The organism is Erwinia tasmaniensis Et1/99 (assembly GCF_000026185.1).
Lineage (GTDB): Bacteria > Pseudomonadota > Gammaproteobacteria > Enterobacterales > Enterobacteriaceae > Erwinia > Erwinia tasmaniensis.
In genome coordinates, this window is record NC_010694.1 from 2941258 (window position 1) to 2961148 (window position 19891).

Annotated in this window: 14 protein-coding genes, 3 tRNA genes, 3 rRNA genes and 1 other annotated feature; of the genes, 6 read left to right on the forward strand and 14 right to left on the reverse strand. The window is 53.0% G+C overall.

Annotation, left to right across the window (positions count from 1 at the left end; all coding sequences use genetic code 11):
- Positions 1-65: 65 nt before the first annotated feature.
- The 9 genes from ETA_RS14365 to rluD form a co-directional block, all read right to left on the reverse strand.
- Positions 66-142, reverse strand: a tRNA-Asp gene (locus tag ETA_RS14365).
- Between the two features lie 100 nt (positions 143-242).
- A 5S ribosomal RNA gene (rrf, locus tag ETA_RS14370) occupies positions 243-358 on the reverse strand.
- A 208-nt stretch (positions 359-566) separates the two neighbouring features.
- Positions 567-3473: ribosomal RNA gene (locus ETA_RS14375) — 23S ribosomal RNA — on the reverse strand.
- Positions 3474-3679: 206 nt separating this feature from the next.
- Positions 3680-3755, reverse strand: a tRNA-Ala gene (locus tag ETA_RS14380).
- Between the two features lie 148 nt (positions 3756-3903).
- Positions 3904-3980: transfer RNA gene (locus tag ETA_RS14385), tRNA-Ile, on the reverse strand.
- Between the two features lie 73 nt (positions 3981-4053).
- Positions 4054-5593 (reverse strand): 16S ribosomal RNA (locus tag ETA_RS14390).
- The 16S, 23S and 5S rRNA genes sit together here with 3 tRNA genes alongside, the layout of an rRNA operon.
- A 472-nt stretch (positions 5594-6065) precedes the next feature.
- Positions 6066-8645, reverse strand: coding sequence for an ATP-dependent chaperone ClpB (clpB, locus tag ETA_RS14395; RefSeq protein ID WP_012442351.1), 2580 nt, complete (start codon positions 8643-8645; stop codon positions 6066-6068).
- Between the two features lie 125 nt (positions 8646-8770).
- Positions 8771-9499 carry a purine nucleoside phosphorylase YfiH gene (yfiH, locus tag ETA_RS14400; protein WP_012442352.1) on the reverse strand — a complete coding sequence of 243 codons (729 nt, stop codon included), beginning with the start codon at positions 9497-9499 and terminating at the stop codon, positions 8771-8773.
- Positions 9499-10476, reverse strand: a complete 978-nt coding sequence (gene rluD / locus ETA_RS14405; protein ID WP_012442353.1) for a 23S rRNA pseudouridine(1911/1915/1917) synthase RluD — start codon at positions 10474-10476, stop codon at positions 9499-9501. Before rluD ends, yfiH begins: the two co-directional genes overlap by 1 nt.
- 134 nt (positions 10477-10610) lie before the next feature.
- Here rluD and bamD point away from each other — a divergent pair, with 134 nt between their 5' ends.
- From bamD to pheA, 3 genes are all read left to right on the forward strand, one after another.
- Positions 10611-11342 (forward strand): outer membrane protein assembly factor BamD, encoded by a 732-nt coding sequence (gene bamD / locus ETA_RS14410; RefSeq protein WP_012442354.1) that lies wholly within the window; start codon positions 10611-10613, stop codon positions 11340-11342.
- A gap of 342 nt (positions 11343-11684) precedes the next feature.
- A complete protein-coding gene (gene raiA, locus ETA_RS14415; RefSeq protein ID WP_004155959.1) occupies positions 11685-12023 on the forward strand; it encodes a ribosome-associated translation inhibitor RaiA in 339 nt (112 codons plus the stop codon).
- 98 nt (positions 12024-12121) lie between these two features.
- Positions 12122-12255 (forward strand) — a sequence feature (Phe leader region).
- A 23-nt stretch (positions 12256-12278) separates the two neighbouring features.
- The gene (gene pheA / locus ETA_RS14420; protein WP_012442355.1) at positions 12279-13439 is read left to right on the forward strand and encodes a bifunctional chorismate mutase/prephenate dehydratase; all 1161 of its coding nucleotides are present in this window, start codon (positions 12279-12281) and stop codon (positions 13437-13439) included.
- A gap of 243 nt (positions 13440-13682) precedes the next feature.
- Here the strand turns inward: pheA and tyrA are convergent, their stop codons facing one another.
- Entirely contained in the window at positions 13683-14804 is a 1122-nt protein-coding gene (gene tyrA / locus ETA_RS14425) for a bifunctional chorismate mutase/prephenate dehydrogenase (protein ID WP_012442356.1), read from the reverse strand.
- A 6-nt stretch (positions 14805-14810) separates the two neighbouring features.
- Positions 14811-15890 (reverse strand): 3-deoxy-7-phosphoheptulonate synthase, encoded by a 1080-nt coding sequence (locus ETA_RS14430; RefSeq protein WP_042959090.1) that lies wholly within the window; start codon positions 15888-15890, stop codon positions 14811-14813.
- A 323-nt stretch (positions 15891-16213) separates the two neighbouring features.
- Here ETA_RS14430 and ETA_RS14435 point away from each other — a divergent pair, with 323 nt between their 5' ends.
- Positions 16214-16738 carry a GNAT family N-acetyltransferase gene (locus ETA_RS14435; protein ID WP_012442358.1) on the forward strand — a complete coding sequence of 175 codons (525 nt, stop codon included), beginning with the start codon at positions 16214-16216 and terminating at the stop codon, positions 16736-16738.
- Here ETA_RS14435 and ETA_RS14440 read toward each other — a convergent pair.
- Positions 16676-17422, reverse strand: coding sequence for a GNAT family N-acetyltransferase (locus ETA_RS14440; RefSeq protein WP_012442359.1), 747 nt, complete (start codon positions 17420-17422; stop codon positions 16676-16678). The two genes, ETA_RS14435 and ETA_RS14440, sit on opposite strands and share 63 nt — an antisense overlap.
- Positions 17423-17530: 108 nt before the next feature.
- Between ETA_RS14440 and ETA_RS14445 the strand changes: the two genes are divergently transcribed.
- A complete protein-coding gene (locus ETA_RS14445) occupies positions 17531-18268 on the forward strand; it encodes a CTP synthase C-terminal region-related (seleno)protein (RefSeq protein WP_012442360.1) in 738 nt (245 codons plus the stop codon).
- Positions 18269-18270: 2 nt separating this feature from the next.
- Complete coding sequence (locus tag ETA_RS14450; RefSeq protein ID WP_042959091.1) at positions 18271-18576, forward strand: hypothetical protein; 306 nt, start codon at positions 18271-18273, stop codon at positions 18574-18576.
- Positions 18577-18723: 147 nt separating this feature from the next.
- On the opposite strand, the gene rplS is transcribed toward ETA_RS14450, so the two are convergent.
- Together rplS and trmD are read right to left on the reverse strand one after the other, a co-directional pair.
- Positions 18724-19071, reverse strand: a complete 348-nt coding sequence (rplS, locus tag ETA_RS14455) for a 50S ribosomal protein L19 (RefSeq protein ID WP_012442362.1) — start codon at positions 19069-19071, stop codon at positions 18724-18726.
- Positions 19072-19127: 56 nt separating this feature from the next.
- Positions 19128-19880, reverse strand: a complete 753-nt coding sequence (trmD, locus tag ETA_RS14460) for a tRNA (guanosine(37)-N1)-methyltransferase TrmD (protein WP_083772863.1) — start codon at positions 19878-19880, stop codon at positions 19128-19130.
- Between the last annotated feature and the right edge of the window lie 11 nt (positions 19881-19891).

Consider the following 19891-nt stretch of genomic DNA (forward strand, 5'->3'; position numbering starts at 1 on the left):
GGCAAATTACGGATTTCGAATGTAAAAAAACCCTGACTCTTATGAGTCAGGGTTTCTTTTTTTAGTGGCGGAACGGACGGGGCTCGAACCCGCGACCCCCTGCGTGACAGGCAGGTATTCTAACCAACTGAACTACCGCTCCACCGATTCTGTACTGATATCAGAAAACGTCTGATTTCAGGTGTATCACCTTTACCTTGTCAGGGGTAAAGTCACGACCAGATAACTGGTCTTGATTTGATGCCTGGCAGTTCCCTACTCTCGCATGGGGAGACCCCACACTACCATCGGCGCTACGGCGTTTCACTTCTGAGTTCGGCATGGGGTCAGGTGGGACCACCGCGCTAAAGCCGCCAGGCAAATTCTTTGTGCTCTGTCCTGTGTCTTTTGCGCTGATGCCGCGTTGGCCGCCCTCGCGTCACTCTGTCACATACTGATGTATGCTCCTTCATGCCGTCTCGGTTGCCGCCTTGCCTCAGCGCAAAATCCTTCGGACTCGATTCCGGTGAACAAGCTGAAAATATCTTTACGTCTCTCAACACAACCCAGAACGCTTCTGGCGTTGTAAGGTTAAGCCTCACGGGTCATTAGTACCGGTTAGCTCAACGCATCGCTGCGCTTACACACCCGGCCTATCAACGTCGTAGTCTTCAACGTCCCTTCAGGACTCTCAAGGAGTCAGGGAAGATTCATCTCGAGGCAAGTTTCGCGCTTAGATGCTTTCAGCGCTTATCTTTTCCGCACTTAGCTACCGGGCAATGCCATTGGCATGACAACCCGAACACCAGCGGTGCGTTCACTCCGGTCCTCTCGTACTAGGAGCAACCCCTCTCAATCTTCCAGCGCCCACGGCAGATAGGGACCGAACTGTCTCACGACGTTCTAAACCCAGCTCGCGTACCACTTTAAACGGCGAACAGCCGTACCCTTGGGACCTACTTCAGCCCCAGGATGTGATGAGCCGACATCGAGGTGCCAAACACCGCCGTCGATATGAACTCTTGGGCGGTATCAGCCTGTTATCCCCGGAGTACCTTTTATCCGTTGAGCGATGGCCCTTCCATTCAGAACCACCGGATCACTATGACCTGCTTTCGCACCTGCTCGAGCCGTCACTCTCGCAGTCAAGCCAGCTTATGCCATTGCACTAACCTCACGATGTCCGACCGTGATTAGCTGACCTTCGTGCTCCTCCGTTACTCTTTAGGAGGAGACCGCCCCAGTCAAACTACCCACCAGACACTGTCCCCACGCCGGATCACGGCGCCAGGTTAGAACATCAAACGTTAAAGGGTGGTATTTCAAGGTTGGCTCCACGCAGACTGGCGTCCACGCTTCGAAGCCTCCCACCTATCCTACACATCAAGGCTCAATGTTCAGTGTCAAGCTGTAGTAAAGGTTCACGGGGTCTTTCCGTCTTGCCGCGGGTACACTGCATCTTCACAGCGAGTTCAATTTCACTGAGTCTCGGGTGGAGACAGCCTGGCCATCATTACGCCATTCGTGCAGGTCGGAACTTACCCGACAAGGAATTTCGCTACCTTAGGACCGTTATAGTTACGGCCGCCGTTTACCGGGGCTTCGATCAAGAGCTTCTCCTTGCGGATAACCCCATCAATTAACCTTCCGGCACCGGGCAGGCGTCACACCGTATACGTCCACTTTCGTGTTTGCACAGTGCTGTGTTTTTAATAAACAGTTGCAGCCAGCTGGTATCTTCGACTGGCTTCGGCTCCACGAGCTTGTCGCTTCACCTACGCGCCAGCGTGCCTTCTCCCGAAGTTACGGCACCATTTTGCCTAGTTCCTTCACCCGAGTTCTCTCAAGCGCCTTGGTATTCTCTACCTGACCACCTGTGTCGGTTTGGGGTACGATTGGTCGTTACCTGATGCTTAGAGGCTTTTCCTGGAAGCAGGGCATTTGTTACTTCAGCACCGTAGTGCCTCGTCATCACGCCTCAGCCTTAAAGAGTTCCGGATTTGCCTGGAACTCAAGCCTACACGCTTAAACCGGGACAACCGTCGCCCGGCTAACATAGCCTTCTCCGTCCCCCCTTCGCAGTAACGCCCAGTACGGGAATATTAACCCGTTTCCCATCGACTACGCCTTTCGGCCTCGCCTTAGGGGTCGACTCACCCTGCCCCGATTAACGTTGGACAGGAACCCTTGGTCTTCCGGCGAGCGGGCTTTTCACCCGCTTTATCGTTACTTATGTCAGCATTCGCACTTCTGATACCTCCAGCATGCCTCACAGCACACCTTCGACGGCTTACAGAACGCTCCCCTACCCAACAACGCATAAGCGTCGCTGCCGCAGCTTCGGTGCATGGTTTAGCCCCGTTACATCTTCCGCGCAGGCCGACTCGACCAGTGAGCTATTACGCTTTCTTTAAATGATGGCTGCTTCTAAGCCAACATCCTGGCTGTCTGTGCCTTCCCACATCGTTTCCCACTTAACCATGACTTTGGGACCTTAGCTGGCGGTCTGGGTTGTTTCCCTCTTCACGACGGACGTTAGCACCCGCCGTGTGTCTCCCGTGATAACATTCTCCGGTATTCGCAGTTTGCATCGGGTTGGTAAGCCGGGATGGCCCCCTAGCCGAAACAGTGCTCTACCCCCGGAGATGAGTTCACGAGGCGCTACCTAAATAGCTTTCGGGGAGAACCAGCTATCTCCCGGTTTGATTGGCCTTTCACCCCCAGCCACAGGTCATCCGCTAATTTTTCAACATTAGTCGGTTCGGTCCTCCAGTTAGTGTTACCCAACCTTCAACCTGCCCATGGCTAGATCACCGGGTTTCGGGTCTATACCCTGCAACTTAACGCCCAGTTAAGACTCGGTTTCCCTGCGGCTCCCCTATACGGTTAACCTTGCTACAGAATATAAGTCGCTGACCCATTATACAAAAGGTACGCAGTCACACCACGAAGGTGCTCCCACTGCTTGTACGTACACGGTTTCAGGTTCTGTTTCACTCCCCTCGCCGGGGTTCTTTTCGCCTTTCCCTCACGGTACTGGTTCACTATCGGTCAGTCAGGAGTATTTAGCCTTGGAGGATGGTCCCCCCATATTCAGACAGGATGTCACGTGTCCCGCCCTACTCATCGAACTCACAGCAAGTGCATTTTTGTGTACGGGGCTGTCACCCTTTACTGCGCGACTTTCCAGACGCTTCCACTAATGCACAAACTGATTCAGGTTCTGGGCTGTTCCCCGTTCGCTCGCCGCTACTGGGGGAATCTCGGTTGATTTCTTTTCCTCGGGGTACTTAGATGTTTCAGTTCCCCCGGTTCGCCTCATGCCACTATGTATTCATGACATGATAGTGCAACGGATTGCACTGGGTTTCCCCATTCGGGTATCGTCGGTTGTTGCGGTTCATATCACCTTACCGACGCTTATCGCAGATTAGCACGCCCTTCATCGCCTCTGACTGCCTAGGCATCCACCGTGTACGCTTAGTCGCTTAACCTCACAACCCACAAGCGTCCCGAAAGACGTGTGTCGGTCGTAAGCATTTGAGAGACTCGAACGTATCGTTGATTTCATTCTTATTACGGAGAATGAATACGACACGTCGTTTCAATTTTCAGCTTGTTCCGGATTATTAAAGAGCATAATACTTCGCAGCATACTGTTAGACAGTATGCTCTGAAGTATTGAAATAGAAAAACCATATGGTGGAGCTAAGCGGGATCGAACCGCTGACCTCCTGCGTGCAAGGCAGGCGCTCTCCCAGCTGAGCTATAGCCCCATACGGTCTTACAGAAACCTTTTTCTACCAGGAGTCACATTGTTTTTCGTTAATAAAAACAATGTAATTCGTGCTCAGGCAAGGCATGTATGAGGGAAGTTTACTTAGAGTAAACGACCGAGTACATAACGCCGCATGAGTGCGAATTTGGTAGGCCTGAGTGGACTTGAACCACCGACCTCACCCTTATCAGGGGTGCGCTCTAACCACCTGAGCTACAAGCCTGTAGAGGTTTTTCTGCTCGTTACTTTTTCATCAGACAATCTGTGTGGACACTGCGCCGGAAGGTATCTTCAGGTAAGGAGGTGATCCAACCGCAGGTTCCCCTACGGTTACCTTGTTACGACTTCACCCCAGTCATGAATCACAAAGTGGTAAGCGCCCTCCCGAAGGTTAAGCTACCTACTTCTTTTGCAACCCACTCCCATGGTGTGACGGGCGGTGTGTACAAGGCCCGGGAACGTATTCACCGTAGCATTCTGATCTACGATTACTAGCGATTCCGACTTCACGGAGTCGAGTTGCAGACTCCGATCCGGACTACGACGCACTTTATGAGGTCCGCTTGCTCTCGCGAGGTCGCTTCTCTTTGTATGCGCCATTGTAGCACGTGTGTAGCCCTGGCCGTAAGGGCCATGATGACTTGACGTCATCCCCACCTTCCTCCGGTTTATCACCGGCAGTCTCCTTTGAGTTCCCGACCGAATCGCTGGCAACAAAGGATAAGGGTTGCGCTCGTTGCGGGACTTAACCCAACATTTCACAACACGAGCTGACGACAGCCATGCAGCACCTGTCTCACGGTTCCCGAAGGCACTAAGGCATCTCTGCCGAATTCCGTGGATGTCAAGGCCAGGTAAGGTTCTTCGCGTTGCATCGAATTAAACCACATGCTCCACCGCTTGTGCGGGCCCCCGTCAATTCATTTGAGTTTTAACCTTGCGGCCGTACTCCCCAGGCGGTCGACTTAACGCGTTAGCTCCGGAAGCCACTCCTCAAGGGAACAGCCTCCAAGTCGACATCGTTTACGGCGTGGACTACCAGGGTATCTAATCCTGTTTGCTCCCCACGCTTTCGCACCTGAGCGTCAGTCTTTGTCCAGGGGGCCGCCTTCGCCACCGGTATTCCTCCAGATCTCTACGCATTTCACCGCTACACCTGGAATTCTACCCCCCTCTACAAGACTCTAGCCTGCCAGTTTCGAATGCAGTTCCCGGGTTGAGCCCGGGGATTTCACATCCGACTTGACAGACCGCCTGCGTGCGCTTTACGCCCAGTAATTCCGATTAACGCTTGCACCCTCCGTATTACCGCGGCTGCTGGCACGGAGTTAGCCGGTGCTTCTTCTGCGGGTAACGTCAATCGACGGGGTTATTAACCCCATCGCCTTCCTCCCCGCTGAAAGTACTTTACAACCCGAAGGCCTTCTTCATACACGCGGCATGGCTGCATCAGGCTTGCGCCCATTGTGCAATATTCCCCACTGCTGCCTCCCGTAGGAGTCTGGACCGTGTCTCAGTTCCAGTGTGGCTGGTCATCCTCTCAGACCAGCTAGGGATCGTCGCCTAGGTGAGCCGTTACCCCACCTACTAGCTAATCCCATCTGGGCACATCCGATGGCGTGAGGCCCGAAGGTCCCCCACTTTGGTCCGTAGACGTTATGCGGTATTAGCTACCGTTTCCAGTAGTTATCCCCCTCCATCGGGCAGTTTCCCAGACATTACTCACCCGTCCGCCACTCGTCACCCAAGAGCAAGCTCTCTGTGCTACCGTTCGACTTGCATGTGTTAGGCCTGCCGCCAGCGTTCAATCTGAGCCATGATCAAACTCTTCAATTAAAAGTTCGATTTGCTGAAACAAGTTCAGCGATGCTCAATCGTAAAACGTCATAATGAATGTCATTATGTGTTCACTCATGAGGCTTGATATTTTTTTGACACCCGGAAGTGTCTGATATCAATCCTGCGAGTGCCCACACAGATTGTCTGATAAATTGTTAAAGAGCGGTGCGAACAGTGCCGGAGCTTCCTGTCGCGAGGTGGCGTATACTACGCTTTCCTCCTTCGGAGTCAACCTCTTTTTGAGAAGTTTTTCCGGCGATTCAGAACTTCCTGAACCTCTCAACACGCTGGCCTGTAAGCCGTTGTTCCGTGTCGATGGAGGCGCATTATAGGGAGTTTCTGAAGGCTGACAAGGGTTAATCGCAAAAAACTTTCCAACCGTTCAAATTCCAGCCAAAAAACCATTATTAGACGTTTTTTTGCCGCTTTAATAAACAAAAATGGGCCTGTGGCCCATTTTTGTTGCTTATCATGATGACTGATGGGCCACGATAACCCCATCCTTCACATCCATTTCGATGATTTTACCAGGCTGTAACGCCCCGGAAAGGATCTGCTGTGCCAACGGGTTTTCAATCTGCTGTTGGATTGCTCGCTTCAAAGGCCTTGCACCATATACTGGGTCGTAGCCGTTTTCTGCCAACTGCTGAAGGGCGGCATCTGAAATATGCAGCGTGTAGCCACGCTCTTCCAGGCGCTGATAAAGTCGTTGCAGCTGAATCCGCGCAATAGAAGCAATATGCTGTTCACCCAGCGGATGAAATACCACCAGCTCATCGATACGGTTAATAAACTCCGGACGGAAGCTGTGGCTAACCACCGACATCACCAGCTCTTTCATTTCGCCATAGCTTAACGCGCCAAAACGTTCCTGAATCAGATCGGAACCCAGGTTAGAGGTCATGATGACCACCGTATTACGGAAGTCGACCGTTCTGCCCTGCCCGTCCGTCAGGCGTCCGTCATCCAGCACCTGCAACAGGATATTGAATACATCGGGGTGTGCCTTCTCAACTTCATCCAGCAGGATCACTGAATACGGGCGGCGGCGTACTGCTTCGGTCAGATAGCCCCCCTCTTCATAGCCAACGTACCCCGGAGGAGCCCCCACCAGGCGCGATACCGAATGTTTTTCCATAAACTCCGACATATCAATACGTACCATGGCATCGTCACTGTCGAACATAAAGTTAGCCAGCGCCTTACACAGCTCAGTTTTACCTACCCCTGTCGGGCCGAGGAACAGAAATGAGCCAATCGGTCGGTTAGGGTCGGCCAGCCCGGCGCGGCTACGACGAATGGCGTTCGATACGGCTTCCACCGCTTCCTGCTGCCCGATAACCCGCGTATGCAGCTCCTGCTCCATACGCAGCAGCTTGTCGCGTTCACCTTCCATCATGCGCGCCACCGGAATACCGGTCCAGCGGGCCAGCACATCGGCAATCTCAACGTCCGTGACACGATTTCGCAGCAAACGCATGGTTTTGCCTTCGGACTGGGTTGCTGCCGCCAGCTGTTTTTCCAGCTCTGGAATTTTGCCGTACTGGAGTTCAGACATCTGGCCCAGATCGCCCTGGCGGCGAGCCTGTTCCATGTTCAGTTTCGCCTGCTCCAGCTCAGCTTTAATATGCTGGGTACCGGAAAGCGATGCTTTTTCTGCCTTCCACTCTTCTTCCAGCTCGGAGTATTCACGTTCTTTCTGGTTCAGTTCGCCTTCGAGCATCTCAAGACGCTTGATACTGGCATCGTCGGATTCTTTCTTCAGCGCCTGCTGCTCCAGCTTAAGCTGGATGATGCGCCGCTCCAGGCGGTCCAACGACTCCGGCTTCGAGTCGATCTGCATGCGGATACTCGATGCCGCTTCGTCAATCAGGTCAATCGCCTTATCCGGCAGCTGACGATCGGCAATATAGCGGTGCGACAGCGTCGCCGCCGCCACGATAGCCGGATCGGTGATCTGCACATGATGATGCAGCTCATAGCGTTCTTTCAGTCCACGCAAAATGGCGATGGTATCTTCCACGCTGGGCTCGGCAACGAAGACTTTCTGGAAACGGCGTTCAAGCGCAGCATCTTTTTCAATATACTGACGGTACTCATCGAGCGTGGTTGCCCCAACGCAATGCAGCTCGCCACGCGCCAGCGCGGGTTTCAGCATATTGCCAGCATCCATTGCGCCATCGGCTTTTCCTGCGCCTACCATGGTATGCAGCTCGTCAATAAACAGTATGACGTTACCTTCCTGCTTGGACAGGTCGTTAAGCACGCCTTTCAACCGTTCTTCAAATTCACCACGGTATTTTGCCCCGGCCACCAGCGCCCCCATATCCAGGGACAGCACCCGGCGCCCCTTCAGTCCTTCAGGAACTTCGCCGTTAATGATCCGCTGGGCAAGGCCTTCAACAATGGCGGTTTTACCTACGCCCGGCTCACCGATCAGCACCGGGTTGTTTTTAGTACGGCGCTGTAGCACCTGAATGGTGCGGCGGATCTCTTCATCGCGACCAATCACCGGGTCGAGCTTGCCCTGTTCGGCACGCTCGGTCAGATCGACCGTATATTTCTTCAATGCCTGACGTTGATCTTCTGAACCCTGATCGTTCACGTTTTCTCCTCCGCGCATCTGGTCAATGGATTTGGACAGCTTATCGCTGGTCGCACCGTGGGATTTCAGCAAATCCGCCAGCGATCCGCGGGAGTCAAGCGCCGCCAGGATGAAAAGCTCTGATGAAATGAAATTATCTTTGCGCTTCTGCGCCAGTTTGTCGCACAGGTTAAGTACCCTGACCAGGTCGGCAGAGGGTTGAACGTCACCACCAGCGCCTTCTACCTGTGGCAGACGGCTGATGGCCTGTTCGATGGCGCGACGCAGTGAAGAAAGATCGATGCCTGCGGCGGTCAGTAAAGGGCCAACGGATCCTCCTTCCTGAGTGAGAAGCGCGCTCATCAGGTGCAGAGGTTCGATGAATTGATTATCGCGACCAAGAGCCAAAGACTGGGCATCGGCAAGGGCCAGTTGGAATTTGTTAGTAAGACGATCCAGACGCATAATTTCCCCCTATCAGGTCAAATTGCTACTGGAGATTAAATGAGGTCAATCCTCAAATTTTCAAGTTAAATGACCGGATATTTTGGAGAAAAAAACACCATTCCAGACCGTCTTATGGCGCTAGGTTATATCAGCCAGATCAAACTTGCCATACGCCCGGTAACACCATCGCGTCTGTAGGAGAAAAATTGCTCACGAAGCGTCAGGGTGCATTGGCCACTATCCCAGACCTGGCGCACTCCGCAGGCTTCCAGACGTTGTTTTGCAAGGAGTCCGAGATCGGCATAAAACTTTTCTCCCTGGGGACGAAAAGCGGCCGTAGCTGCCCGATCCTTAGCCAAAAATGCCTCGCGAACTTCGCGCCCAACCTCAAATGCTCCCGGACCAATCGCCGGGCCTAACCACGCAACAATTTGCGATGGCGGGGCAGAAAACGCACTTATCGTGGCTTCTAACACGCCGTCACACAGGCCGCGCCAGCCGGCATGAGCCGCAGCCACTTCCCGACCATCCAGCGAACAGAACAAGACCGGCAAGCAGTCCGCTGTCATCACCGCACAGACTACGCCAGGCGTGCAGGTATAGGCGGCATCAGCACGCAGTGAGGAAGGAACCTTCCAGTCGAGCGTTAAGACATCGGTGCCGTGTACCTGCTCAAGCCATTGTGGCATTGAGGGCAAATCGGCAAACTCCAACAGGCGCTGACGATTCATCTGCACATGCTGCAACTCATCACCAACATGAGCGCCCAGGTTCAGGCTATCCCAGGGGGCCTGACTGATGCCGCCCCGGCGCGTGCTGTTTACCGCACGGACGTTAGCAGGAGCGGACCACTGCGGTACGATGAGATCCATTACCAGTCCAGCTGCTCTTTAAACATTTCGGTATCCGCTTTCAGGGCATCGATCAGATCGACCATATCCTGCGGCAGCGGCGCATGCCATTCCATCTCAATTCCGGAAATCGGGTGGTAAAGACGCAGCATCGTCGCGTGAAGCGCCTGACGATCGAAAGCCCGCAGGGTGGTAATAAAAGCCTCCGATGCCCCCTTTGGTGGACGAGGACGACCACCGTACAGCGGATCGCCTACCAGCGGATGGCTGATATGCGACATATGAACGCGGATCTGGTGAGTACGACCGGTTTCCAGACGCAGCCGCAGCCGCGTATGTGCACGAAAATGCTCCATGATGCGGTAGTGGGTCGTGGCAGGTTTACCCATTGGGTGCACTGCCATATGCGTACGCTTGGTCGAATGACGGCTGATCGGCTGATCGACCGTGCCGCCTGCCGTCATCCGCCCGATCGCTACCGCTTCATATTCACGGGTGATTTCACGGCGTTGTAAGGCATCGACCAGATGTGTTTGTGCCGGAACGGTTTTCGCTACCACCATCAGACCGGTGGTATCTTTGTCCAGACGGTGCACAATACCTGCACGAGGAACGTCGGCAATGGCGGGGAAATGGTATAACAAGGCGTTAAGCACGGTGCCATCAGGGTTCCCTGCACCGGGATGCACCACCAAATCACGCGGTTTATTGATCACCAGAATATCGTCGTCTTCATAAACGATGTTCAGAGGGATATCCTGTGCTTCCCAGCGGGCCTCTTCTTCGATTTCTGCATCGATGCTAATTTGCTCGCCGCCGAGGACTTTTTCCTTCGGTTTATCGATTATTGTATCGTTGACGGTAATGCGCCGGTCGAGAATCCACTCTTTTATGCGAGAACGTGAATAATCAGGGAACAATTCGGCCAAAGCCTGATCTAAGCGTTGTCCGAGTTGCGATTCGGATACCGTTGCATTGAGTTTTACTTGTTGTGCCATAAATAAGCAGCTTCTTTGTTAACGTTGGGTTTTCACGGCGATGCCGTTTAATATAATGTGCTATCGTACCTGGTCACTACATGAAGCTTAACGGACAGCTTCCTGAATAACACTCTGAGGATAAGCAAATCGTCATGACGCGTATGAAATATCTGGTGGCTGCAGCCACGTTGAGCCTGGCATTAGCTGGATGTTCCGGCTCCAAGGATGTGGTGCCTGACAGCCCACCTTCCGAGATTTATGCCACTGCCCAGCAAAAACTGCAGGACGGTAACTTTAAAGGAGCAATAACGCAACTGGAAGCGCTCGATAACCGCTATCCGTTCGGCCCATACTCCCAGCAAGTTCAGCTTGATCTGATCTACGCTTATTACAAAAATGCCGATTTGCCGCTGGCACAGGCCGCTATTGACCGCTTTATGCGCCTGAACCCGACCCATCCGAACATTGATTACGTCATTTATATGCGTGGTCTGACGGATATGGCGCTGGACGACAGCGCACTGCAGGGCTTCTTTGGTATCGACCGCTCCGATCGAGACCCGACCCATGCGCGTGATGCTTTCAAAGACTTCTCGCAGCTGCTGCGCGGCTATCCAAACAGTCAGTACGCAACCGATGCACATAAGCGCCTGGTGTTCCTGAAAGACCGCCTGGCAAAATATGAGCTCTCCGTGGTTGAATTCTACACTAAACGCGGGGCTTATGTTGCAGTGGTTAATCGCGTAGAACAGATGCTGAAAGATTACCCGGATACCCAGGCGACTCACAAAGCTCTGCCACTCATGGAAAATGCATACCGCCAACTGCAGCTGAATTCACAAGCCGAGCGTGTAGCTAAAATTATTGCCGCTAATCAAGCCTGAGTCTTACGCCAGACAACGGCTGCGGGTGGGCCGTAAGTATATGGGAGCGATTCGATTGCTCCTATAGCCCAATAAAGGGGTCATGTTGAGTTTAGCGTGGCCCTTTTTGAATGGCTTTTCCGATACATTCTCCGCGTCAACAGACTAACATAACCCTGTTCACCTCATTTCCACTCGCCGCCGCCCTCCTCCTCTCATCTCTGCCGTCGCCATGATTTACCAGCAACACAGTTTTTATTTCCTGACAAAAAGTGACAATAAAATGTGACATACATCACGCATTTTAGATTTTTTCACGCTATGCTTAAGTACCAAGACGGAAATGACAGAGAGGTAAGCACTATGGTTCTGAACATTACCAGTAAGCAAATGGATATTACTGCGGCCATTCGTCAGCATGTTGAAGACCGTCTGGCCAAGCTTGAGAAGTGGCAAACCCACCTGATTAACCCCCACATTGTTCTGTCAAAAGAGCCAAAAGAATTTGTCGCTGATGCCAACATCAATACGCCTAACGGTCCGCTGGTCGCCAGCGCCAAGCATGAAGATATGTATACGGCTATCAACGATCTGATCAACAAACTGGAGCGCCAGCTGAACAAAGTTCAGCACAAGGGAGAAGCGCGCCGCGCCTCCGCTAGCGTGAAAGATCTTAGCGTAGTCGAAGCTGAAGAAGAGTAAGATGTCAAAACGCTGATAACGCGCCTGCGGGCGCGTTTTTTGTTGACAGAATGAAATTGCAGCGGTTACTTTACCGTTACGCAATTTATGGACACCCTGATGAAACCCGTATCGTTTTTCTTCGCATTCTTTTTTACCTTCTTTACCTTCCCCTGATCAGGGAGGCGATTCGTCGTGTAAGAAGTCATGCGAAGACGAACAATAAAGCCTCCCCCCGGGAGGCTTTTTTTTTAGCGACACTGACAGGTAGCAAATATGAACCCCGAAAACCCGTTGCTGGCTCTGCGCGGTAAAATCAGCGCACTGGATGAACAACTGCTAACGCTGCTGGCACAGCGCCGTGCGCTGGCCGTAGAAGTTGCCGAAGCCAAGATGGCCACCCATCGTCCGGTACGCGATATTGACCGTGAACGCGACCTTCTTGAGCATTTGGTCGCATTAGGGAAAAGCCACAAACTCGATGCCCACTATATTACGCGCCTGTTCCAACAGATTATCGAAGATTCAGTGCTCACCCAGCAGGCTCTACTGCAAAAGCATCTGAACAATACCAACGCGCATTCGGCACGTATCGCATTTCTTGGCCCCAAAGGATCTTACTCACACCTGGCCTCACGCCATTATGCCGCACGTCACTTTGATAATTTTATTGAGTGTGGCTGCCTGAAGTTCCACGATATATTTAATCAGGTAGAAACCGGTCAGGCTGACTACGCTGTACTGCCGGTTGAAAACACCACCTCCGGCTCTATTACCGACGTTTACGATCTGCTACAGCAAACCAGCCTGTCTATTGTCGGGGAGATCACCATCCCCATCGATCACTGCGTGCTGGTTTCCGGCAGCACAGACCTACAGCAGGTTGAGACGGTCTACAGTCACCCGCAGCCGTTCCAGCAATGCAGCCAGTTTGTTAACCGCTACCCACATTGGAAAATTGAGTATACGGAAAGCACCGCCGCCGCCATGGAAAAAGTCGCCGCCATGAACTCGCCAAAAGTTGCCGCACTGGGCAGTGAAGCCGGCGGTGCGCTATATGGATTGCAGGTGTTGGAGCGTAATCTTGCCAACCAGCGCCAAAACATCACCCGCTTTATCGTGCTGGCGCGCAAACCGGTGGAAGTATCGCTTCAGGTGCCGGCAAAGACTACGCTGATCATGGCTACCGGTCAGCAGGCCGGTGCGCTGGTAGAAGCCCTGTTGGTGCTGCGTAAACACCATCTGACCATGAGCAAGTTGGAATCACGCCCCATCAACGGCAATCCGTGGCAGGAGATGTTTTACATCGATTTCCAGGGGAATTTGCGTAGCGAAGAGGTGCAGCAGGCGCTGCAAGAACTGACACCGATCACCCGCTCTCTGAAGGTGCTGGGCTGCTACCCGAGTGAGAATATTGTCGCCATCGATCCACAGTAATCGCTAAGCTTGCGCCAGCCTTATCAGGCTGGCGTTTTTTCTTCATCCTGATTATTCAGGCCCACGTTCGCAAGATCGTTAAGCCGGTAACGTCATGCCGCACCTGATGACATCAGCAAAATTACAGGCAGACTGGCTGGCGTCTGCGTTTCTACGGCAGACACTGTCGAGCCGACGGCGGATAAAACGTTGCCGGTATGGGAAAAAGCCAAAGCCTGGTGCAACCTCTTTTAGTATGCTCGCTTAAGCCCGGCTGTCGTTGGCCTGGCGTAACAGCGTGCGGCTTTCCGCCTGAAAACGGCTTGCGTAGTCGCCGAACCACTGCGCCACCTGACGGAAGCTGCCGATAAACGCCTGCTTATCACCCTGTTCCAATAGCTTAATCGCCTCACCAAAACGCTGATAGTAGCGCTTAATCAGCGCCAGGTTGTTTTCCGAGGACATGATGATATCCGCATAGAGCTGCGGATCCTGAGCGAACAGTCGACCAACCATGGCCAACTCCAGACGGTAAATGGGCGATGAGAGCGCCAGCAGCTCCTCCAGATTGACATTTTCTTCAGCCAGGTGCAGACCATAGGCAAAGGTAGCGAAGTGGCGCAGCGCCTGGATAAACTCCATATTCTGATCGTGCTCCACCGCACCAATGCGATGCAGGCGGGCTCCCCAAACCTGAATCTGGTCAAGGAACCAGCGGTAGGCTTCCGGCTGCCGACCATCGCACCACACCACCAGCTGCTTCGCCAGGCTTCCGCTGTCCGGGCCAAACATCGGGTGTAAACCCAATACCGGGCCCGAATGCGCAGCCAGCATAGCCTGCAGCGGTTTATTCTTCACGGAGGCGAGATCAACCAGAATGCAGTCCTGTGCCAGCGGCGGCAGCTCGCCAATCACCTTTTCAGTTAAATGGATAGGCACGCTAATGATCACCATACCGGCGTCAGCAAGCAGGCTTTCTGCATTATCCCAGTCGTCTTTGTCCAGAATTTTCACCCGATAGCCGGACAGGGTTAGCATCTTTTCAAACAGCCGCCCCATCTGCCCTTTCCCGCCAACAATCACCACCGGGCGCAGTTCGGGGCATAACGTTTTAAAGCCTTTATCGTTTTCACTGGTATACGACTCACGCATCACCCGGCGCAGAATGTCCTCGATAAGGTCAGGCGGCACTCCCAAATTTTCAGCTTCTTTGCGACGCGAGGCCAGCATAGTCGCTTCGCGTTCAGGCACGTAAATCGGCAGCCCGTGGCGGCTTTTTACCTCACCGACTTCCGCCACCAGCGACAGCCTTCTGGACAGGAGATCCAGCAGCGCTTTATCCACTTCATCAATTTGATCGCGTAGCGCGCTCAGTTCAGACACCATAACTCGTTAATCCTCTTGCGACAGACGCGCCGCCAGTGCCCCATCCAGATCCTGATAAATGTCCTGCAACAATTTTTCGGTCGTTTCCCAGTTGATGCAGGCATCGGTTACGGAAACGCCATAGCGCATTTCACTACGCGGCTGTTCGGAAGACTGATTGCCTTCATGAATGTTGCTTTCCAGCATCAGGCCGATAATGGAGCGGTTGCCATCTTTGATCTGCGCGACCGCAGACTCGGCGACACCCGACTGGCGACGAAAGTCTTTATTCGAATTTCCATGACTGCAATCTATCATCAAGGAGGGGCGGAGTCCTGCCTGCTGCATCTCTTTTTCACACTGCGCCACATCCTGCGGCCCATAGTTAGGCTGTTTACCCCCGCGAAGGATCACATGCCCGTCCGGGTTGCCCTGGGTTTGCAGCAGGCAGACCTGCCCTGCCTGGTTGATACCGACAAAACGATGCGGCTGTGCCGCTGCGCGCATGGCATTGATCGCCGTTGCGAGACTGCCATCCGTCCCGTTTTTGAATCCAACCGGCATTGACAAGCCCGACGCCATTTCACGGTGTGTTTGCGACTCGGTAGTACGCGCACCGATGGCAGACCAGCTGAACAGATCGCCGAGGTATTGCGGGCTGTTGGGGTCAAGCGCTTCTGTCGCCAGCGGCAGGCCGATCTCTACCAAATTCAGCAGGAGTTTACGGGCAATATGCAGCCCGGTTTCCATGTCGAAGGTGTTATCCATATGCGGATCGTTGATCAGTCCTTTCCAGCCTACGGTAGTACGCGGCTTTTCGAAGTAGACGCGCATCACAATATACAGCCTGTCGTTTACCTTATCGGCCAGCTTTTTGAGATCGCGGGCATAAGCCAGCGCGGCCTCAGGATCGTGTATAGAGCAAGGGCCGCACACCACCAGTAAACGATGATCTTTACCGCTGATAATGTCGGAGATAATCCGGCGTGAAGCGGTAACTTGCCCTTCCAGCGCATTGTTAAGCGGGTACTGATTTTTCAGTAATTCCGGGGTTATCAAAATCTGTTCATCAGCGATATGGACGTTATTGAGCGCATCTTTTTGCATGATCGTTATCCTGGTGATTCGTGTAGTCGGGCCCTTAGAAGATTGAAATAAAATGTACCATAAGACGTACATGTCGCAAAATTATATGTACATTAAATTTAACTCCTGCACAAAAAACTCTATCCATCAGATATAAAATACATAAAAACAGTAAGTTATATAAAATACAACAATGATGATACTGTAATATTATCTTTACACAATACGATTGAACTATTCATAAATTACTGGTTTTTCGTGTCCGCTCAAACCATTAGGGCTGATGTGGTATATCCTCTGTCCACCACCGTGCTCAGCCGCGTTGTCCAACATTTGGAGATCTGATGAACTTAGTGTTACGCCCTTTTGAAGATAGCCATGCCGATGCTTTTGCTCATGCCGTTAATGAGTCACTGGGCACTCTGCTTCCGTGGATGGGCTGGGCGCATGAGAACTATACGCCGGAAGATGCGCTGAAGTGGTTTCACTATACTCATCTTCAACGCCAGCGGGAGCAGGCTGATGAGTCAGGGATCTTCAGCAATGATGGGCAGCTGCTGGGTGGTGTAGGAATACGCTATGCTGACGAGCAGGGTAGCAAGCCTGCACTCGGTTACTGGGTACGCTGCGGCGAACAGCGTAAGGGGATTGCCAGCACGGCGGTGCGCATGCTGGCTGCGAAAGCATTTATGCAGCGAAAAGCGGAGACGATCGAAATTCTTATTGCAGAGAGCAATCACGCCAGCCGCGCGGTGGCGACCCGGGTCGGAGCCAAACTGATTGATGTTCGCTTCGGCCTGATTGTCTTAGCCAGCGGGCCGATCGATACCGCTATCTACCACCTGCATCGACCGCATCAGGTGGCTTAACGCTACCCGCTGCTGTCCCTGCTCATCAATATTTGCTGGCGACAGCCAGTGACGCAAAACCTTATCCAGCACTGGCCACTCGCCATCAATAATCGAGAACCAGTCAGAATCACGCGAACGATTTTTACGTGTCATCATCTGGCGGAAGGTTCCTTCATAGGTAAAGCCCAGACGCAGCGCCGCGTTGCGCGATGGGGCATTCAGTGAATCACACTTCCACTCACAGCGCCGATAGCCCAGCGCAAAGGCGTTCGCTATCATCAGCCATAAGGATTCAGTCCCGATCGCCGTGCGCTTCATCAATGGCGACCAGGTCACTCCGCCAATCTCAAGCGAACCGTTAGCCGGGTCGATACGTAAATAAGATACCAGCCCAAGCGGCTTATTGCGCCGCGCGCAAACAACGGTGAAGGTAATAAAGCTTTTTTCCGCCGCCCGCTGGCGCAGCCAGAGATGAAAAGCCGCCAATGAAGAAGGGCGATCTTCCGTCAGGTACGTCCAGTCACTGTTATCGGGCGCAGCGGCATAAGCCGCAAAAAGATCGTTGCCGTGCCGCACGCAGTCTAACGGCTCCAGCCGGCAGTAGCGTCCGTTCATTGTTGCTGCTGCTGGCAGAGAGGCAGGCTTCCAGTCAGGCAACGCTGCACCAACAGGCTGGCCAAATTCATTCATGCGCTGTGTCATGTTCTTCTCCTGGTAAAAGACGGGTTGCCATCATATGAAGGCCCCGGCCCGCTTGCCAGCACCTGAATCCTCTAATAGGATATTTTTTTACCTGAATGGAACACGCAAATGCCCCCTGTTCGTTTAGCTCTGGTTGGTGATTACCGTGCCGATGCCGTTGCGCATCAGGCCATACCGCAGGCGATAAGGCTTGCCGCACAATTCCTGAACCTTGACGTCAGCCCATGCTGGCTGCCCACTGCCAGCGTCACCGATCGTGGCCAGCTACGTGAGTATGATGCCATCTGGCTGGTACCCGGCAGCCCCTATATCAATGATGACGGCGCTTTTCTGGCTATTACCTGGGCGCGTGAAAACAACGTGCCGTTCCTCGGTTCCTGCGGCGGGTTCCAGTACGCTATCGTGGAATATGCGCGCAACGTCATGGGCTGGAGCGACGCCGGCCATGCCGAAACTGACAGCGGTGGGCGACTGGTGATCGCGCCATTAAGCTGTTCTCTGGTGGAAAAAACCGGGGATATATTGATTGAGCCGGGCACGCTGCTGGCACAGGCATACGGCAAGACGGAGATCACGGAAGGCTATCACTGCAACTTTGGCGTTAATCCTGATTTTGTCGCCGACCTTAAATCCTATCCGCTGCGCCTGAGCGCACACGATCGTGAGGGCGAGGTGCGGGCAATGGAGCTGCCGGGCCACCGCTTTTACGCCGCCACGCTGTTCCAGTCTGAACGTGCCGCGCTGCGTAACGCGCTGTCACCGCTGGTGGTAGCACTGCTGCGCGCGGCCAGCGGAGCGATGGAAGCATCGCCTGCAAAACAACACACCGACACTGAAAGAGGTTAACGATGAAAAAAATGATGTTTGTTTTGTCACTGAGTACTCTGCCAATGGTGGCAAGCGCTGACGGGGTGGGATCTTTATATAGTCAGATTAGCCGACTTTGCCAGACTGACTCACAAAAAAATGGCAACCCGCTTACACAGGTCCCTGCCTTTAAAAATCCCAATATGCTGGATAAGGGCATCAGTGACGCCTTTGAAAAAGCAAAAAAAGCCAACTCTCACCTGCTTGACGATAGCACATCATGTATTGAGGCCGTTTCTAAACGCTATAGGCAAGATAATCCGGGTAAAACTTTACCAGTAAGTTGAGACAAAGTGACTCAAGTTAGTCTGTCCGATGCTCTATTCTAAGTGACTGAGCCGTGTAGAGAGGATGACATCAGACAAAAAAAGGGGCCAACCTTTCGGTCAGCCCCTTGTTTGCTATTAACTAGTCGATGTCGCGTTAGCGATACCTTAGCCCAGACGCTCTTTGATACGTGCAGACTTACCAGTACGCTCACGCAGGTAGTACAGTTTGGCTTGACGCACGGCACCACGACGTTTAACGGTGATGCTGTCGATTACCGGTGAGTGAGTCTGGAAGACACGCTCAACACCTTCGCCGTTGGAAATTTTGCGAACAGTGAATGCAGAGTGCAGACCGCGGTTACGAATAGCGATAACCACGCCCTCGAATGCCTGCAGACGCTTTTTAGCCCCTTCAACGACCCATACTTTCACTTCCACGGAATCACCCGGACGGAATGAAGGTACGTCCTGTTTCAGCTGTTCTTGTTCAATCTGCTTAATAATGTTGCTCATAATAAAATCTCTTATCCTGGGTAAACTGATAGTTAAGGCGGATTAATCCAGCCGTATCATCGTTTTGTTGCCTGGGTGTGTTCGCGTTGGAACTCAGCCAGCAACTTTGCTTGCTCTTCAGTCAGAGCCAGGTTTTCCAGAAGTTCAGGTCTTCTAAGCCAGGTACGGCCCAACGACTGTTTCAGGCGCCATTGGCGAATATCAGCATGGTTGCCCGACAGTAAAACCGGCGGAACCTCCATCTCTTCCAACACTTCAGGGCGGGTATAGTGTGGGCAATCCAGCAAACCGTCAGAAAAAGAGTCTTCCTCGGCCGACGCCTGTTTTCCCAGTACCCCCGGTATAAACCGGGAAACCGAGTCAATCAGCGTCATTGCTGGCAGCTCGCCACCACTGAGTACGTAATCGCCAATCGACCACTCTTCATCGATTTCGGTTTTGATTACGCGCTCGTCAATCCCTTCGTAGCGACCGCAAACCAGAATTAACTTCTGGTTGGTCGCCAGTTCGCAAACCCCGTCCTGATCGAGTTTACGCCCCTGAGGTGACAGATAAATCACCTTAGCGCCTTCCCCTGCCGCCGCTTTTGCTGCGTGAATGGCATCCCGCAAGGGTTGAACCATCATTAGCATTCCCGGTCCGCCGCCGTAAGGACGTTCATCCACGGTACGGTGCCGGTCATGAGTGAAGTCACGTGGACTCCAGCTCTGAATGCTGAGCAGGCCATTTTTTACTGCCCGGCCAGTTACTCCGTAATCGGTAATTGCGCGAAACATCTCTGGGAACAGGCTGATTATGCCAATCCACAGACTCTGCGCCG

Excerpts from the sequence above, each read along its gene's own strand:
- clpB (WP_012442351.1), bottom strand. The coding sequence starts at position 8,645 with ATGCGTCTGGATCGTCTTACTAACAAATTCCAACTGGCCCTTGCCGAT.
- yfiH (WP_012442352.1), bottom strand. The coding sequence starts at position 9,499 with ATGGATCTCATCGTACCGCAGTGGTCCGCTCCTGCTAACGTCCGTGCG.
- rluD (WP_012442353.1), bottom strand. The coding sequence starts at position 10,476 with ATGGCACAACAAGTAAAACTCAATGCAACGGTATCCGAATCGCAACTC.
- bamD (WP_012442354.1), top strand. The coding sequence starts at position 10,611 with ATGACGCGTATGAAATATCTGGTGGCTGCAGCCACGTTGAGCCTGGCA.
- raiA (WP_004155959.1), top strand. The coding sequence starts at position 11,685 with ATGGTTCTGAACATTACCAGTAAGCAAATGGATATTACTGCGGCCATT.
- pheA (WP_012442355.1), top strand. The coding sequence starts at position 12,279 with ATGAACCCCGAAAACCCGTTGCTGGCTCTGCGCGGTAAAATCAGCGCA.
- tyrA (WP_012442356.1), bottom strand. The coding sequence starts at position 14,804 with ATGGTGTCTGAACTGAGCGCGCTACGCGATCAAATTGATGAAGTGGAT.
- ETA_RS14430 (WP_042959090.1), bottom strand. The coding sequence starts at position 15,890 with ATGCAAAAAGATGCGCTCAATAACGTCCATATCGCTGATGAACAGATT.
- ETA_RS14435 (WP_012442358.1), top strand. The coding sequence starts at position 16,214 with ATGAACTTAGTGTTACGCCCTTTTGAAGATAGCCATGCCGATGCTTTT.
- ETA_RS14440 (WP_012442359.1), bottom strand. The coding sequence starts at position 17,422 with ATGACACAGCGCATGAATGAATTTGGCCAGCCTGTTGGTGCAGCGTTG.
- ETA_RS14445 (WP_012442360.1), top strand. The coding sequence starts at position 17,531 with ATGCCCCCTGTTCGTTTAGCTCTGGTTGGTGATTACCGTGCCGATGCC.
- ETA_RS14450 (WP_042959091.1), top strand. The coding sequence starts at position 18,271 with ATGAAAAAAATGATGTTTGTTTTGTCACTGAGTACTCTGCCAATGGTG.
- rplS (WP_012442362.1), bottom strand. The coding sequence starts at position 19,071 with ATGAGCAACATTATTAAGCAGATTGAACAAGAACAGCTGAAACAGGAC.